A 14,572-nucleotide genomic window follows, 5' to 3' on the forward strand; every position below is an offset into this window, starting at 1 on the left:
CCTCAACCGCCGGCCCCCCGGACCCGCCCCTCACCCCGGGGGCCGCTTGCACCTGCAGGGGGCAGCCGGTTGGGTAGTGCGCATGGTCGGACGCATCCCCGTCATGAACGTGATGCCCCTGGTGGACCTGGGACGTCAGCCCGCCAAGGCGACCGTCGGCGAGCCCTTCCCCGTGACCGCGACGGTCTTCAGGGAGGGCCACGACGCGCTGGCTGCGGAAGTCGTGCTGGTCGACCCCGCCGGGGTCCGGCGGCCACCGGTGCGCATGCACCTGCCCAGCCCCGAGCCCAACGAGTACCTCGCCTGGGTCACCCCCGACGTCGAGGGCGCGTGGACGTTCGAGGTGCACGCCTGGTCCGACCCGCTGGCGACCTGGCAGCACGACGCCGGCATCAAGATCCCGGCCGGGGTCGACGTGGAGCTGATGTTCACCGAGGGCCGGCTGCTCTTCGAGCGGGTCCTCGCCGAGCTGCCCGCGGAGGAGACGAAGGCGCGCGAGGTCCTCGAGGGCGCCGTGCTGGCCGCCTCCGACACCGGACGCCCGGCCGGGGCCCGCCTGGCCGCCCTCCAGGACCCGGAGCTCGACGCCGTCCTGCTGGCCCACCCCCTGCGCGAGCTGCTGACCGTCGAGGGCCCCTACCCGGCGTACGTCGACCGGGAGCGCGCGCTGTTCGGCAGCTGGTACGAGTTCTTCCCGCGGTCCGAGGGCGCCAGGAAGGACCCGGTCACCGGGAAGATCACCAGCGGCACCTTCCGCACCGCCGTCACCGGCCTGGACCGGGCGAAGGCGATGGGTTTCGACGTCGTCTACCTCCCGCCGATCCACCCGATCGGCGAGGTCAACCGCAAGGGCCCGAACAACACCCTCACCCCGGGCCCCGACGACCCGGGCTCGCCGTGGGCGATCGGGTCCAAGGACGGCGGTCACGACGCGATCCACCCCGACCTCGGCACGATGGCCGACTTCGACGCCTTCGTCGCGCACGCCAGGAGCCTGGGCCTCGAGGTCGCGCTGGACCTGGCGCTGCAGGCCGCGCCGGACCACCCGTGGGTCACCGAGCACCCGGAGTTCTTCACCACCCGCGCCGACGGCTCGATCGCCTACGCGGAGAACCCGCCGAAGAAGTACCAGGACATCTACCCCATCAACTTCGACAACGACCCGACCGGCATCTGCCGCGAGGTCCTGCGCGTGGTGAGGCTGTGGATGTCGCACGGGGTGCGGATCTTCCGCGTCGACAACCCGCACACCAAGCCGGTCGCCTTCTGGGAGTGGCTGCTCAAGGAGGTGCGCCGCACCGACCCCGACGTGCTCTTCCTCGCCGAGGCGTTCACCAAGCCGGCGATGATGCGCGGGCTCGGCGCGGTCGGCTTCCACCAGAGCTACACCTACTTCACCTGGCGCACGGCGAAGTGGGAGATCGAGGACTACCTGCGCGAGCTGAGCCGCGAGACCGACCACCTCATGCGGCCGAACTTCTTCGTCAACACCCCCGACATCCTCCACGCCTACCTCCAGTACGGCGGACCGGCGGCGTTCAAGGTCCGGGCGGCCCTCGCGGCGACCAGCTCCCCGACGTGGGGCGTCTACTCCGGCTACGAGCTGTTCGAGCACGTGGCGGTCAAGCCGGGCTCGGAGGAGTACCTCGACACCGAGAAGTTCCAGGTGCGGGTCCGCGACTGGGAGGGCGCCGAGGCCGAGGGACGGACGCTGGCGCCGTACCTCTCGATGCTCAACCGGGTGCGCCGCGAGCACCGCTCCCTGCAGCTGCTGCGCAACCTGACCGTCCACTCCAGCGACGACGAGAACGTGCTGGTCTACGCCAAGCAGGCCGTGGTCGGCGACCCCGACAGCGACACCGTCATCGTGGTCGTCAACCTCGACCCGCACGCCACGCGCGAGACCACCGTGCACATCGACCTGCCGGCCTTGGGCATGGAGTGGGGAGAGCGGTACGTCGTGCACGACGAGGTCACCGGGGCCGACTGGTCCTGGGGCCAGCACAACTACGTCCGGCTCGACCCCCACCACGAACCAGCCCACGTGCTGACCGTCAGGAGAGGCGCATGACCCAGGCCCCGCACGAGACCACCGACTCGGGAGTGGACGTGACCGAGGCCGCGCACAGCACGCCCGACTGGTTCAAGACCGCCGTCTTCTACGAGGTCCTGGTCCGCTCCTTCCGCGACTCCAACGGCGACGGCACCGGTGACTTCAAGGGCCTGGTCGAGAAGCTCGACTACCTGCAGTGGCTGGGCGTGGACTGCCTGTGGGTCCCGCCCTTCTTCCCCTCCCCGCTGCGCGACGGCGGGTACGACGTCGCCGACTACGAGGGCGTCCTGCCCGCGGTCGGCACGATCGACGACTTCCACCACTTCCTGGACGAGGCGCACGCCCGCGGCATCCGCGTGATCATCGACTTCGTCATGAACCACACCAGCGACCAGCACCCGTGGTTCCAGGCCAGCCGCAGCGACCCCGACGGCCCGTACGGCGACTTCTACGTCTGGTCCGACACCGACGAGCTCTACCAGGACGCCCGGGTCATCTTCGTCGACACCGAGCCCTCGAACTGGACCTGGGACCCGGTGCGCGGGCAGTACTTCTGGCACCGGTTCTTCCACCACCAGCCCGACCTCAACTTCGACAACCCGGCCGTGCACGACGCGATCCTCGACGCGCTGCGCTTCTGGCTCGACATGGGCCTGGACGGCTTCCGGCTCGACGCCGTTCCCTACCTCTACGAGCGGCCCGGCACCAACGGCGAGAACCTCCCCGAGACCCACGAGTTCCTCAAGAAGGTGCGCCGGGTCGTCGACGAGGAGTACCCCGGCCGGGTGCTGCTGTGCGAGGCCAACCAGTGGCCGCAGGACGTCGTGGAGTACTTCGGCGACTTCTCCGTCGGCGGCGACGAGTGCCACATGGCCTTCCACTTCCCCGTCATGCCGCGCATCTTCATGGCGGTGCGCCGCGAGTCGCGCTACCCGATCTCGGAGATCCTCGAGCAGACACCGGCCATCCCCGACACCTGCCAGTGGGGCATCTTCCTGCGCAACCACGACGAGCTGACCCTGGAGATGGTCACCGACGAGGACCGCGACTACATGTGGTCGGAGTACGCCAAGGACCCGCGGATGAAGGCCAACATCGGCATCCGTCGGCGGCTGGCCCCGCTGCTGGACAACGACACCAACCAGATCGAGCTGTTCAACGCCCTGCTCCTCTCGCTGCCCGGCAGCCCGGTGCTCTACTACGGCGACGAGATCGGGATGGGCGACAACATCTGGCTCGGTGACCGCGACGGCGTGCGCACCCCCATGCAGTGGACCGGCGACCGCAACGCCGGCTTCTCCTCGGCCAACCCCGGCCGGCTCGACCTGCCGGTGGTGCAGGACGCCATCTACGGCTACGAGTCGGTCAACGTCGAGGCGCAGATGGAGAACCCCTCCTCCCTGCTGCACTGGACCCGCCGGATGCTCGCCGCCCGCCGCCACCACCCGGCCTTCGGCCTGGGGACCTTCCACGACCTGGGCGGATCCAACTCCTGCGTGCTGTCCTACGTGCGGGAGTGGACCGACCCGGAGACCGGCGAGGAGGACGTGATCCTCTGCGTCAACAACCTCTCCCGGTTCCCGCAGCCGGTCGAGCTGGACCTGCGTCGCTTCGAGGGCCGCCGCCCCGTCGAGCTCCTCGGCAACGTGCCGTTCCCCCCGGTGGGCGAGCTGCCGTACCTGTTGACGCTCGCGGGGTACGGCTTCTACTGGTTCCGGCTGACCACGCCCGAGGGCCACCACGAGGAGGACCAGCTGCTGTGAGCGAGCCCGACGATGCCCGTCCGGGGCTGAGCCCGGAGACCGACCACCTCGACCCCCAGGTCCTGGCCGACTACCTCGCGCGGACCCGCTGGTACGCCGGCAAGGGCCGCCCCTCCTCCGTCACCGGCGTACGCCGGCTCGGCGAGGTGCCCGGGACCCAGACCCGCGCCGCGACCGGTGGCGCGACCGAGCCGCGGGTGGCCCTGCACCTGGTCGAGGTGACCTACACCGACGTCGACCCCGGCGCGCCCGACGCCGTGGAGCACTACCAGGTCCCGCTGGCCCTCTACACCGACGCCGAGGCGCGGCTCGAGCACGCCTTCGTCGGCTGGTGGGAGGAGCCGGGGCTGGGCTGGGTCCACGCCTACGACGCCCTCCACGACCGCGAGGCGATGGCGGCCTGGCAGCGGGCCTTCGCGGCCGCCGCGGAGCAGCCCGGCGGCAACCTGCACGACCCGGCCAGCTCGCTGGCCTTCCACCGGCTGCCCGGCCACGACCTCGACCTCTCCGCGCACTCGTCGCTCTTCTCCGGGGAGCAGTCCAACTCCTCGGTGGCCTTCGGCGAGGACGCGCTGCTCAAGGTCTTTCGCAAGGTGACCCCCGGGATCAACCCCGACATCCAGGTGCACGAGGTGCTCTCGCGCGCCGACTCCCCCGACGTGGCCCACCTCTACGGCTGGGTCGACTGGGTCGAGCCGGGCTCGGTCGACCCCGCGGACTCGGACTCGGGAGAAGTCGTGCAGCTGGCCATGCTCCAGCAGTTCCTGCGCACCGCCTCCGACGGGTGGGACCTGGCGCTGGCCAGCGTCCGCACCCTCTTCTCCGAGCCCGACGTGCACGCCTCGGCCTCCGGCGGGGACTTCGCCGGCGAGGCGACCCGCCTCGGCCTGACCCTGCGTGCAGTGCACGACCTGCTGGTCGAGCACTTCGGCGTGGGCCGGGTGCCGGCCGGCGACGTCGCCGCACGGATGCGCGAGCGGCTGCCCGCCGCCGTCGCGGCCGCACCCGCCCTGGCCGAGCACGGTGAGCGGCTCGAGGCACTCTTCGGCCGCGTGGCCGCCCTCGGCGACGTCACGGTGCACCGGGTCCACGGCGACCTCCACCTCGGCCAGACCCTGCGCACCTCGTTGGGCTGGAAGATCGTCGACTTCGAGGGCGAGCCGGCCAAGCCGCTGGCCGAGCGGCTGCTGCCCGACTGCCCCTGGCGCGACGTCGCCGGGATGCTGCGCTCCTTCGACTACGCCCCGCGCGTGGTCGAGCGCACCTGGGCCGAGGACGACCCCGACGGCGGCGAGGTCCGCGGCGCCCGTGCCCAGGAGTGGGCCAACCGCGCCAAGAACCACTTCCTCGTCGCCTACGCCGGTGGCGAGGTGACCCCCGAGCAGCGCACGCTGGTGGAGGCCTTCGTCGCCGACAAGGCCGTCTACGAGACCGTCTACGAGACCCGCAACCGGCCGACCTGGGTGGACATCCCGCTCCGGGCCGTGGCCGAGATCGGAGCCGCATGAGCCCCGCCAGCACACCCGCCCCCGCGCCCGTCCCCACCGGGGAGCTCGACCAGCTCGTCCGCGGCGATCACGGGCACCCGCACGCGGTGCTCGGTCCGCACGAGCACGACGGTGCGGTCACCGTGCGGGTGCTCAAGCCGCTGGCCTCGCGGGTCAGCGTGCTGGGTGACTTCGGCGGCACCACCGAGGTCGCGCTCACGCACGAGCACGAGGGCGTGTGGGTCGGGGTGCTGCCCGTGGCCGAGGTCCCGGCGTACCGCCTCTCCGTCGCCTACGACGGCGAGCCGCTGCTCCTCGAGGACCCCTACCGGTTCCTGCCCACGCTCGGCGAGGTCGACCTGCACCTGGTCAACGAAGGCCGGCACGAGCAGCTGTGGACCGTCCTGGGTGCGCACGTGCACCACTACGACGCTCCCGGGCAGGAGCCGGTCAGCGGCACCTCGTTCGCGGTCTGGGCACCCTCCGCCCGGGGCGTGCGGCTGAAGTCCGACGCCAACGGCTGGGACGGCCGCGAGCACCCGATGCGCCAGCTCGGCACGTCCGGGGTCTGGGAGCTGTTCGTGCCCGGGATCGGGTCCGGGGCGGCGTACAAGTTCGCGATCCTGGGCCAGGACGGCCACTGGCGGGAGAAGGCCGACCCGCTCGCGCAGTGGGCCGAGCAGCCCGCGAGCACCGCCTCGAAGGTCTTCGAGTCCTCCTACGCCTGGGGTGACGAGGAGTGGATGGCCGCGCGCGCCGAGCGGCAGGCCGTGAGCGCGCCGATGAGCACCTACGAGGTGCACCTGGCGTCGTGGCGCAAGAACTACGACGACACCCACTGGTCGTGGGAGCAGCTGGCCACCGACCTGGTCGCCTACGTGGCCGACCTCGAGTTCACCCACGTCGAGCTGATGCCGGTGATGCAGCACCCCTTCGGCGGGTCGTGGGGCTACCACGTGACGTCGTACTTCGCCCCCGACAGCAGGTTCGGCGACCCCGACGGCTTCCGGCTGCTCGTCGACCGGCTGCACCAGGCCGGCATCGGCGTCATCCTCGACTGGGTGCCCGGCCACTTCGCGACCGACGAGTGGGCACTGGCCCGCTTCGACGGCACCCCGCTCTACGAGGACCCCAACCCGCAGCGCGGCTGGCACCAGGAGTGGGGCAGCCACATCTTCAACTTCGGCCGCCCCGAGGTGCGCAACTTCCTCTTCGCCAACGCGATCTACTGGTGCGAGGAGTTCCACGCCGACGGCCTGCGCGTCGACGGCGTGGCCTCGATGCTCTACCTCGACTACTCCCGCAAGGAGGGCGAGTGGTCGCCCAACATCCACGGCGGCCGGGAGAACCTCGAGGCGGTGCAGTTCCTCCAGGAGATGAACGCCACCGTCTACCGCCGGGTGCCGGGCGTGGTGACGATCGCCGAGGAGTCGACCTCCTGGCCCGGTGTCACGCGCCCGACCGACGTCGACGGCCTGGGCTTCGGCTTCAAGTGGAACATGGGCTGGATGCACGACTCGCTGGCCTACATGGCCCACGAGCCGGTCCATCGCGCCTACCACCACGGGGAGATGACGTTCTCGCTGGTCTACGCGTGGTCGGAGAACTTCGTGCTGCCGATCAGCCACGACGAGGTCGTGCACGGCAAGGGCTCGCTGCTGCGCAAGATGCCCGGCGACCGCTGGCAGCAGCTGGCCAACCTGCGCGCCTACCTCGCCTTCATGTGGGCCCACCCCGGCAAGCAGCTGCTCTTCATGGGCTGCGAGATCGGCCAGGAGTCGGAGTGGGCGGAGTCGCGCGAGCTCGACTGGTGGCTGCTGGACCACCCCGAGCACCGCGGCGTCCACGACCTCGTGCGCGACCTCAACACGGCGTACGCCGGCTCCGGCGCGCTCTGGGCGCTCGACCACTCCCCCGAGGGCTTCGCGTGGCTGGACGCCAACGACGCCGGTCGCAACGTCTTCTCCTTCGTGCGGCGTGCCCCCGGGCACCCCGACGTCGTGTGCGTGGCCAACTTCTCGGCCGTGCCGCACCACGGGGTGCGGGTCGGCTTCCCCACCGCCGGTGAGTGGTCGGAGGTGCTCAACACCGATGCCGAGGCCTACGCCGGCTCCGGGGTCGGCAACCTCGGTGCCGTGACCGCCGTCGAGGGGGCCCACCACGGACAGCCGGCGCACGCCGACGTCTCGCTCCCGCCGCTGGGGACCGTGTGGTTCCGGGCAGCGGACTGAGCGCAGGGCCAGCGGGCAGCTGCCGGACTGGTTGCCGGGCACTGTCTAGGGCGTGCCTCCCGACTCTCGGCCGCGCAGCAGGCCATGGAGTTGGGCGGCGCGCCCTAAGGTGGTCGTGTGACCGCCCAGCCGACCCTGACCGACGGCACCGTCACCCTCGAGCCCTCCGCCGAGCCGCACACCTTCGTGGTGCTCGCGGGCGAGGAACTGGTGGGCCGGGTGGCCGTCGTCCCCGTCGGCGGACGCGCCGGCGAGCTGTCGTGGGAGCTCACCGAGCCCCACCGCGGGCGCGGCTACGCCACCCGCGCCGTGCGGGTCCTCACCGACTGGTCGCTGGCCCCGGTCCGCGAGGACGGCCTGGGCCTGAGCCGGGTCGAGGCGCACGTACCGACCGACCACGAGGCCGCGCTGCGCGTCGCCACCCGCGCCGGGCTGCGCCGCGAGGGCGTGCGACGGGTCGTCCCGGGTGAGGACTCCGACGCCACGGGGTACGTCGTGCTGGCCCGCCTGGCCACCGACCCGCCGCTCTCGGAGCCCGGTGCCTTCCGCGCCCTGCTCAACTCCTTCCTCCCCCGCAAGCGCGCGATCAGCCAGATGCTCGTGCGCGACGAGGCGGGTCGGGTGCTGCTGTGCCAGCTGACCTACAAGGCCGACTGGGACCTGCCCGGCGGGGTCGTCGAGGTCGGTGAGTCCGCGCAGCTCGCGGTCGCGCGCGAGGTCGAGGAGGAGCTCGCCCTCCAGATCACCGCGGGCCGGCTGCTGCTCACCGACTGGCTGCCCCCGTGGGGCGGCTGGGACGACGCCCTGTGCCTGGTCTTCGACGGCGGGGTCCACGACGCCTCGATCGTCGCCGGGATCGAGCGCCAGACCCGCGAGATCCGCGACGCCCAGTTCTGCACGGTCGAGGAGGTCCGCGAGCGCTGCGCCGACTTCACCGCGCGCCGGATCGAGTCGGCCCTGGCCAGCCTCCACGGCCACGGCCCGGCGTACACCGAGAGCGGCCGCTGAGGCTCGCCTCGCGACGTCATACGGGCGGGACGTCCCCTGCTGCGGGGCGTATGACGTCCCGCCGCTCGTCTCGGGACGTCATACGGGCGGGACGTCCCCTGCTGCGGGGCGTATGACGTCCCCGATCGCCTCGCGCTCGAGCAGGTCGCGGGCCAGCACCGTCGCGCCCACGACCGCGGCGGGCATGACGGCCACCGCGCCCAGCGGGACCAGGAAGCACAGCTGGGTGGCGACGCCGAAGCCGAGCACCGCCCCGCGGTCGCGGCGCAGCACCTCGGCACGCGCGACCCGGTCCATGCCCCGCGCCTCGAGGGGGCGGGACAGCAGCTCGGCGGCCAGCAACCGGCCCGAGACGGCCACCCCGAGCACGAGTCCGACGAGGGTCCCGACCACCGGCAGCAGGCCCAGGACCACGACACCGAGCCCGAGCAGCAGCCCGGTGCCGGCCAGCGCCGCCCCGTCCCTCGCCGACCTCCAGAAGCCGGGCCCCTGGTCGGGCACCTGTCCGCCCAGCATACGCTCGGTCTCGGCCCAGATCCGCTCGTAGAACGGGTCCCCCACGACGAGGGTGAGCGCGGTGAAGGTCAGCGAGGACACCACGACGAACCCGAGGACCACCAGGGCCGCCAGCCCGAGCCGCAGCAGCGAGCGCAGGCCCTCGGCCCAGTCGTCGGCGAACGGCGTCGCCCACGCGACCAGGTCCGAGACGTGCAGCAGCAGCAGGACGAGCCCGGCGAGGACCGCGACGAGCACCAGCAGGGCGGGCAGCATCCCGAGCAGCATCAGACCCGGGCGGCGACGCCACATGCCGAGGCCGCGCAGGAGGCACGCCGGACCGCCGGCGACTCCCCGCACCGGACCGGTCATCGGCCCGGTCATCGGCGCAGTCATCGGCTGGCCACCGCCTCGGACCCGCGGCTCAGAAAAGCGCCGAGGCGAGGGCCCGCCGGCCGCTGAGCACGCGGGGGTCGTCGTTGCCGACGGCGGCGAAGAGCCCGAGCAGGTGGTCGCGGGCGCGGTCGCGCTCCTTCTCCGACGTCCGTCGCACCAGCTCGACCAGCCGGGCGAAGGCGTCCTCGACGTGGCCGCCGAGCATGTCGAGGTCGGCGACCAGGGTCTGGGCGTCGACGTCGTCGGGGGCGGACGCGGCCGCCGCGCGCGCGGCCTGCAGGTCCACGCCCTGGGTCCGCTGGAGCACCTTGGCCATCGCCAGGCCGGCGGCCGCCTCGGTGTCGGCGGGGTTGGCCGAGACCAGCTTCTGGTACTCCTCCACCGCCCGGTCCACGTCACCGGCCTCGAGCGCGTCCTGCGCCGGGGCGTAGCGCGGGTCCGTCGCCGGCTCCTCGCCGCCGGCGGTGGGAGCGGCGGCGCGAGGCTGGTGGCGCCCGGCGATCCCCTGGGTCGTCAGCTGCTGGCCGACCTGCTGCAGCACGGTGCGCAGCTCGTCGATCCCCAGCACGTCCTGGAGCAGCGGCTGCGGACGACCGTCGAGCACGGCCATCACGAACGGCACCGAGGGCAGCTGCACGGCCTGGGCGATCGCGGGCGTGGCGTCGACGTCGACCAGCCCGGCCAGGAACCGCCCGTCGTGCTCGTCGACGACCGTGGCGAGGTCGCGGGCCATCTGCTCGCTCTCCGGCAGCCGGCTGGCGGAGAAGAACACCAGCAGCACCGGCGCGGTCATCGAGGACTCGACGACCTCCTGGAAGTTCTGCTCGGTGACGGTGACGGAGTACGCCGACCCGCCGCCGGCCCCCGCGGAGCCGCCCTGCGCGCCGGCGCCGCCGGCCGCGCCACCCGCAGCACCTTGTGGGGCGGGGCGCTTGAGCGCGGAGAGGTCGATCGCACCGGGTCGGGAGAACGGCTGCTGCGTCATGGCCGACATCCTAGGAAGCGTCGGTCCCCCCCGGTCAGGCGAGGCCCCTCACGCCAGACCCAGCGCGACCGCCTCCTCGCGGAGCTCCTCGCGGACCTGCGGGTGCGCCGCGTGCTCGATCAGGTGCCGCGCCTGGGACCGCTCGTCGTGGCCGGCCACCTCGGCGACGCCCTGCTCGGTGATGACCGCGGTGGGCTGGAAGGAGGTGACCGGCTCGTCCACGAGCGGCACGATCGTGGAGCAGTCCGCCTTCGGGTGCCAGGAGCGCAGCGCCATCAGCGCCTGCCCACCGTCGCTGTGCAGCGCGCCGACGATGAAGTCGGTCTGGCCACCGAAGCCGGAGTGGATGCGCGCGTTGATCCGCGAGGCGTTGGCCTGGCCGAAGAGGTCGACCTGGAGCGCGGTGTTGACGCTGGTCATGGCCGGGTTCCGCGCGATCAGCGCCGGGTCGTTGGCGGTCTCGGTGCGGATCATCCGCACCCGCGGGTTGCCGTCGACCCAGGCGAGCAGCTCGGGGGTGCCGAAGAGGAAGGAGGCGTGGATCGGCACGTCCGGGTCCAGCGCCCCCGCCAGCTCCAGCGCCAGGATCGAGTCGGAGAACATCTCGGTCCACACCCGCATCCCCCGTCGGCCGACCAGCCCGCGCAGCGCCGCGTCGGGCACCGCGCCGATCCCGGCCTGCAGGGTCGCGCCGTCGCCGACCCGCGCGGCCACCTGCTCGCCGATCAGGGCCGCCTCGTCGTCGATCCGGGCCGGCGCCGCGGGCACGGGCGGCTCGTCCGCCTCCACCAGCAGGTCGACGTGCTCGAGGTCGAGCTCGGCGTCGCCGAAGGTCCAGGGCACCTGGTCGCTGACCTGCGCCACGACCCGGCCACCTCGCGCGCGGGCCGCCTCGATGGCAGCCGGGAGGATGTTCACCTCGGTGCCCAGGGACACCCTCCCGCCGCGGGGGCGGGTCGTGTGCAGGAGCACCAGGTCCGGCGGCTGGGTGGTGCGGAAGAGCCGCGGCACCAGCGAGAGCCGCGAGGGCGTGTAGCGCAACCGCGGGCTGCGCCGCATCCCCGGCCCGACGAACGGTGTCTCGAGCACCACCCCGTCGCGGTCCGGGATGCCGCGCTGGGCGTTGAGCATCCACAGCCGGTACGCCGGCAGCAGCCCGTCGACCAGGCCGAGCAGGTGCCCGGGGCTGGCGTGGTTGCCCGTGACCACGACCCGCGGGTCGTCCGGGAGGTCGGCCAGCAGCGTCGCGAGGTCCACTCCCCCATCAGAGCAGACACGGCACCCGCACCCACCCGCCCGGTCGGGCCCGTTCCGCGGCAGGCCCGGGGCGCGTCAGTCCCCGAGCAGCCGGTCGGCAGCGGCGTACGGGTCGGTCTCACCGGCCGCGACCGCCTCGGCGAGCGCGTCGAGGGAGGACCGGTCGCCGATCTCCCACCGCGCGCGGAGCGCGGCGACCGCGACCGCCTCGACCTCGGCCCGGGCGCGTCGGGCGCGGCGCACGGCCAGCTGGCCGGTCTCCCCCAGCCACTCCCGGTGCGACGTCAGCGCTGCCACGACCTCCTCGACACCCTGCCCTGACTGCGCCACGGTGAGCACGATCGGCGGCTTCCAGGAGCCCTCCGCGCGCTCGGCGAGCGAAAGCCCGTTGCGCAGGTCGCGGCGCAGCCGCTCGGCGCCGTCGCGGTCGGCCTTGTTGACGACGTAGACGTCCCCGACCTCGAGGATGCCGGCCTTGGCGGCCTGGATGCCGTCGCCCATGCCGGGGGCGAGGAGCACCATCGTGGTGTCGGCGAGACCGGCGACCTCGACCTCGCTCTGGCCCACGCCGACGGTCTCGACGAGCACGACGTCGAAGCCGGCGGCGTCGAGGACGCGCACGGCCTGCGGGGTCGTGAAGGAGAGCCCGCCGAGGTGGCCACGGGAGGCCATCGAGCGGATGAAGACGCCCTCGTCGGAGGCGTGGTCCTGCATCCGGATCCGGTCGCCCAGCAGGGCGCCGCCGGAGAACGGCGAGGAGGGGTCGACGGCGAGCACGCCTACCCGCTTGCCCGCGGCGCGCAGCGCGCCGATCAGGGCGTTCGTCGAGGTCGACTTCCCGACGCCGGGGGCGCCGGTCAGGCCGACCACGTGGGCACGGCCGGTGTGCGGCGCGAGCGCCGCCATCACCGGCCGCAGCAGGGGCGACTCGTCCTCGACCAGCGAGACGAGCCGGGCGACGGCCCGGGCCTGGCCGGCGCGTGCGCGCTCGACCAGGTCCGGGACCGCCGAGGCGTCAGCTCTTCGGGACACGCACGATCAGGGCGTCGCCCTGGCCGCCGCCGCCGCACAGCGCGGCCGCACCGGTGCCGCCACCGCGGCGCTTGAGCTCCAGGGCCAGGTGCAGCACCACGCGGGCACCGGACATGCCGACCGGGTGGCCCAGGGCGATCGCGCCACCGTTGACGTTGACCTTCTCGTCGGGGAGGCCGAGCGCGCGGGCCGAGGCGATGCCGACCGCGGCGAAGGCCTCGTTGAACTCGACCAGGTCGAGGTCGGCGGGCGAGATGCCCTCCTTGTCGCACGCCTTCTTGGTGGCGTTGGCGGGCTGCAGCTGGAGGGTGGAGTCGGGGCCGGCGACCATGCCGTGCGCGCCGATCTCGGCCAGCCACTCCAGGCCCAGCTCCTCGGCCTTGGCCTTGCTCATCACGACCACGGCGCAGGCGCCGTCGGAGATCTGCGAGGAGGTGCCGGCGGTGATGGTGCCGTCCTTGGCGAAGGCGGGGCGCAGGCTGCCCAGCGACTCCGCGGTGGTGTCGCCGCGCACGCCCTCGTCGGCGGAGACGACGACCGGGTCGCCCTTGCGCTGCGGGATCGAGACCGGGACGACCTCCTCGTCGAAGACACCGTTCTTCCAGGCCAGCGCGGCCTTCTGGTGCGAGGCGGCGGCGAAGGCGTCCTGCTCCTCGCGGGTGAACTGGTCGGTCGCGGCGTTGCAGGCCTCGGTCAGGCCGCCCATGGCCTGCTGGGTGGCCTGGTCGAACAGCGCGTCGTAGGCCATCGAGTCGACCAGCGCGGTGTCGCCGTACTTGAAGCCCTCGCGGGACTTCGGCAGCAGGTGCGGGGCGTTGGTCATCGACTCCATGCCGCCGGCCACGATGATGTCGGCCTCGCCGGCGCGGATCATCTGGTCGGCGGTGGCGATGGCGTTCAGGCCCGAGAGGCACACCTTGTTGATGGTGATCGAGGGCACCGAGGCGGGCAGGCCACCGGCGAGGCCGGCCGCGCGGGCGGGGTTCTGGCCCGCGCCGGCGAGGATGACCTGGCCCATGATCAGGTAGTCGACCTGGTCACCGGACACGCCGGCCTTCTCCAGGGCGCCCTTGATCGCGAAGCCACCGAGGTCGGCGGCCGAGAAGCTCTTGAGCCCGCCGAGCAGGCGGCCGATCGGGGTGCGTGCCCCGGCGACGATGACGGTTCCGGACATGGGGTTCTCCTCCAGTGCTGGCGTGGGCCCGACCCCCGGGGCACGCCGAGGTTCGCGGCGCGCCGGGCCGGGACCGGCTCAGGCTACCCACGAGTCACCTCGGCGGCGAGAGGCGTCCGTCGGACGTCCGGTGAGTCGCTCGTCACAACCTCCGCACGTGCGTTGTCGCGCCCGCCCCCGTCGTACGACGATGCGGCCATGAGCGCACCCCTGGACATCCCCGCCCACCTCTTCACCGCCATCGACCACGTCGGCATGGCCGTGCCGGACCTCGACGAGGCGATCGCGTTCTACCGCGACACCTTCGGGATGACGCTGGCGCACGAGGAGACCAACGAGGAGCAGGGCGTGCGCGAGGCGATGATGGCGGTCGGCGACTCCGGCTCCTGCGTGCAGCTGCTCGCGCCGCTGTCGGAGTCCTCCACGATCGCCAAGTTCATCGACCGCAACGGCCCGGGCTGCCAGCAGATCGCCTACCGCGTCACCGACGTCGAGCAGGTCGCCGCGATCCTGCGCGAGCGCGGCCTGCGGATGCTGTACGACGCGCCCAAGCGCGGCACGTCCGACAGCCGGATCAACTTCGTCCACCCCAAGGACGCCGGCGGCATCCTCGTCGAGATCGTCGAGCCCGCCGCCCACGCGGCGCACTGACCCGCCGCCGGACCGGACCGGCTGACGGGCCCTCCATGGC

11 protein-coding genes are annotated in these 14,572 nt (G+C 72.9%); 6 read left to right on the forward strand and 5 right to left on the reverse strand.

The window, feature by feature from the left end:
• Nucleotides 1-82: 82 nt before the first annotated feature.
• From Q1V71_RS14330 to Q1V71_RS14350, 5 genes are all read left to right on the forward strand, one after another.
• Nucleotides 83-2,071, forward strand: coding sequence for an alpha-1,4-glucan--maltose-1-phosphate maltosyltransferase (locus tag Q1V71_RS14330; protein ID WP_300644613.1), 1,989 nt, complete (start codon nt 83-85; stop codon nt 2,069-2,071).
• A complete protein-coding gene (treS, locus tag Q1V71_RS14335) occupies nt 2,068-3,816 on the forward strand; it encodes a maltose alpha-D-glucosyltransferase (RefSeq protein ID WP_300644614.1) in 1,749 nt (582 codons plus the stop codon). Before Q1V71_RS14330 ends, treS begins: the two co-directional genes overlap by 4 nt.
• Nucleotides 3,813-5,324 carry a hypothetical protein gene (locus tag Q1V71_RS14340; RefSeq protein ID WP_300644615.1) on the forward strand — a complete coding sequence of 504 codons (1,512 nt, stop codon included), beginning with the start codon at nt 3,813-3,815 and terminating at the stop codon, nt 5,322-5,324. Before treS ends, Q1V71_RS14340 begins: the two co-directional genes overlap by 4 nt.
• Nucleotides 5,321-7,534, forward strand: a complete 2,214-nt coding sequence (glgB, locus tag Q1V71_RS14345) for a 1,4-alpha-glucan branching protein GlgB (protein WP_300644616.1) — start codon at nt 5,321-5,323, stop codon at nt 7,532-7,534. Before Q1V71_RS14340 ends, glgB begins: the two co-directional genes overlap by 4 nt.
• A gap of 117 nt (nt 7,535-7,651) precedes the next feature.
• On the forward strand, nt 7,652-8,542 hold the full coding sequence (locus Q1V71_RS14350; protein WP_300644618.1) for an NUDIX hydrolase: 891 nt from the start codon (nt 7,652-7,654) through the stop codon (nt 8,540-8,542).
• A gap of 78 nt (nt 8,543-8,620) precedes the next feature.
• On the opposite strand, the gene Q1V71_RS14355 is transcribed toward Q1V71_RS14350, so the two are convergent.
• The 5 genes from Q1V71_RS14355 to Q1V71_RS14375 form a co-directional block, all read right to left on the reverse strand.
• On the reverse strand, nt 8,621-9,433 hold the full coding sequence (locus tag Q1V71_RS14355; RefSeq protein ID WP_300644619.1) for an EI24 domain-containing protein: 813 nt from the start codon (nt 9,431-9,433) through the stop codon (nt 8,621-8,623).
• A gap of 28 nt (nt 9,434-9,461) precedes the next feature.
• Nucleotides 9,462-10,418 (reverse strand): tetratricopeptide repeat protein, encoded by a 957-nt coding sequence (locus Q1V71_RS14360; protein WP_300644620.1) that lies wholly within the window; start codon nt 10,416-10,418, stop codon nt 9,462-9,464.
• Between the two features lie 48 nt (nt 10,419-10,466).
• Nucleotides 10,467-11,675, reverse strand: coding sequence for an acetyl-CoA hydrolase/transferase C-terminal domain-containing protein (locus tag Q1V71_RS14365; protein ID WP_300644621.1), 1,209 nt, complete (start codon nt 11,673-11,675; stop codon nt 10,467-10,469).
• 75 nt (nt 11,676-11,750) lie between these two features.
• Nucleotides 11,751-12,707: a methylmalonyl Co-A mutase-associated GTPase MeaB gene (meaB, locus tag Q1V71_RS14370; RefSeq protein WP_300644623.1), complete on the reverse strand. Its 957-nt coding sequence runs from the start codon at nt 12,705-12,707 to the stop codon at nt 11,751-11,753.
• Nucleotides 12,691-13,881, reverse strand: a complete 1,191-nt coding sequence (locus Q1V71_RS14375; RefSeq protein ID WP_300644625.1) for an acetyl-CoA C-acetyltransferase — start codon at nt 13,879-13,881, stop codon at nt 12,691-12,693. The genes meaB and Q1V71_RS14375 overlap by 17 nt, the downstream gene beginning before the upstream one ends.
• A 198-nt stretch (nt 13,882-14,079) precedes the next feature.
• Between Q1V71_RS14375 and mce the strand changes: the two genes are divergently transcribed.
• Nucleotides 14,080-14,532: a methylmalonyl-CoA epimerase gene (mce, locus tag Q1V71_RS14380; RefSeq protein ID WP_300644627.1), complete on the forward strand. Its 453-nt coding sequence runs from the start codon at nt 14,080-14,082 to the stop codon at nt 14,530-14,532.
• Nucleotides 14,533-14,572 lie beyond the last annotated feature (40 nt).

This window comes from Nocardioides sp. (genome assembly GCF_030149505.1).
Taxonomy (GTDB): domain Bacteria; phylum Actinomycetota; class Actinomycetes; order Propionibacteriales; family Nocardioidaceae; genus Nocardioides.

What these genes read in the sequence shown, in the direction of transcription:
- Q1V71_RS14355 (WP_300644619.1), bottom strand. Translation starts at nt 9,433, where the DNA reads ATGACTGCGCCGATGACCGGGCCGATGACCGGTCCGGTGCGGGGAGTC.
- mce (WP_300644627.1), top strand. Translation starts at nt 14,080, where the DNA reads ATGAGCGCACCCCTGGACATCCCCGCCCACCTCTTCACCGCCATCGAC.
- treS (WP_300644614.1), top strand. Translation starts at nt 2,068, where the DNA reads ATGACCCAGGCCCCGCACGAGACCACCGACTCGGGAGTGGACGTGACC.
- Q1V71_RS14330 (WP_300644613.1), top strand. Translation starts at nt 83, where the DNA reads ATGGTCGGACGCATCCCCGTCATGAACGTGATGCCCCTGGTGGACCTG.
- Q1V71_RS14360 (WP_300644620.1), bottom strand. Translation starts at nt 10,418, where the DNA reads ATGACGCAGCAGCCGTTCTCCCGACCCGGTGCGATCGACCTCTCCGCG.
- glgB (WP_300644616.1), top strand. Translation starts at nt 5,321, where the DNA reads ATGAGCCCCGCCAGCACACCCGCCCCCGCGCCCGTCCCCACCGGGGAG.
- Q1V71_RS14375 (WP_300644625.1), bottom strand. Translation starts at nt 13,881, where the DNA reads ATGTCCGGAACCGTCATCGTCGCCGGGGCACGCACCCCGATCGGCCGC.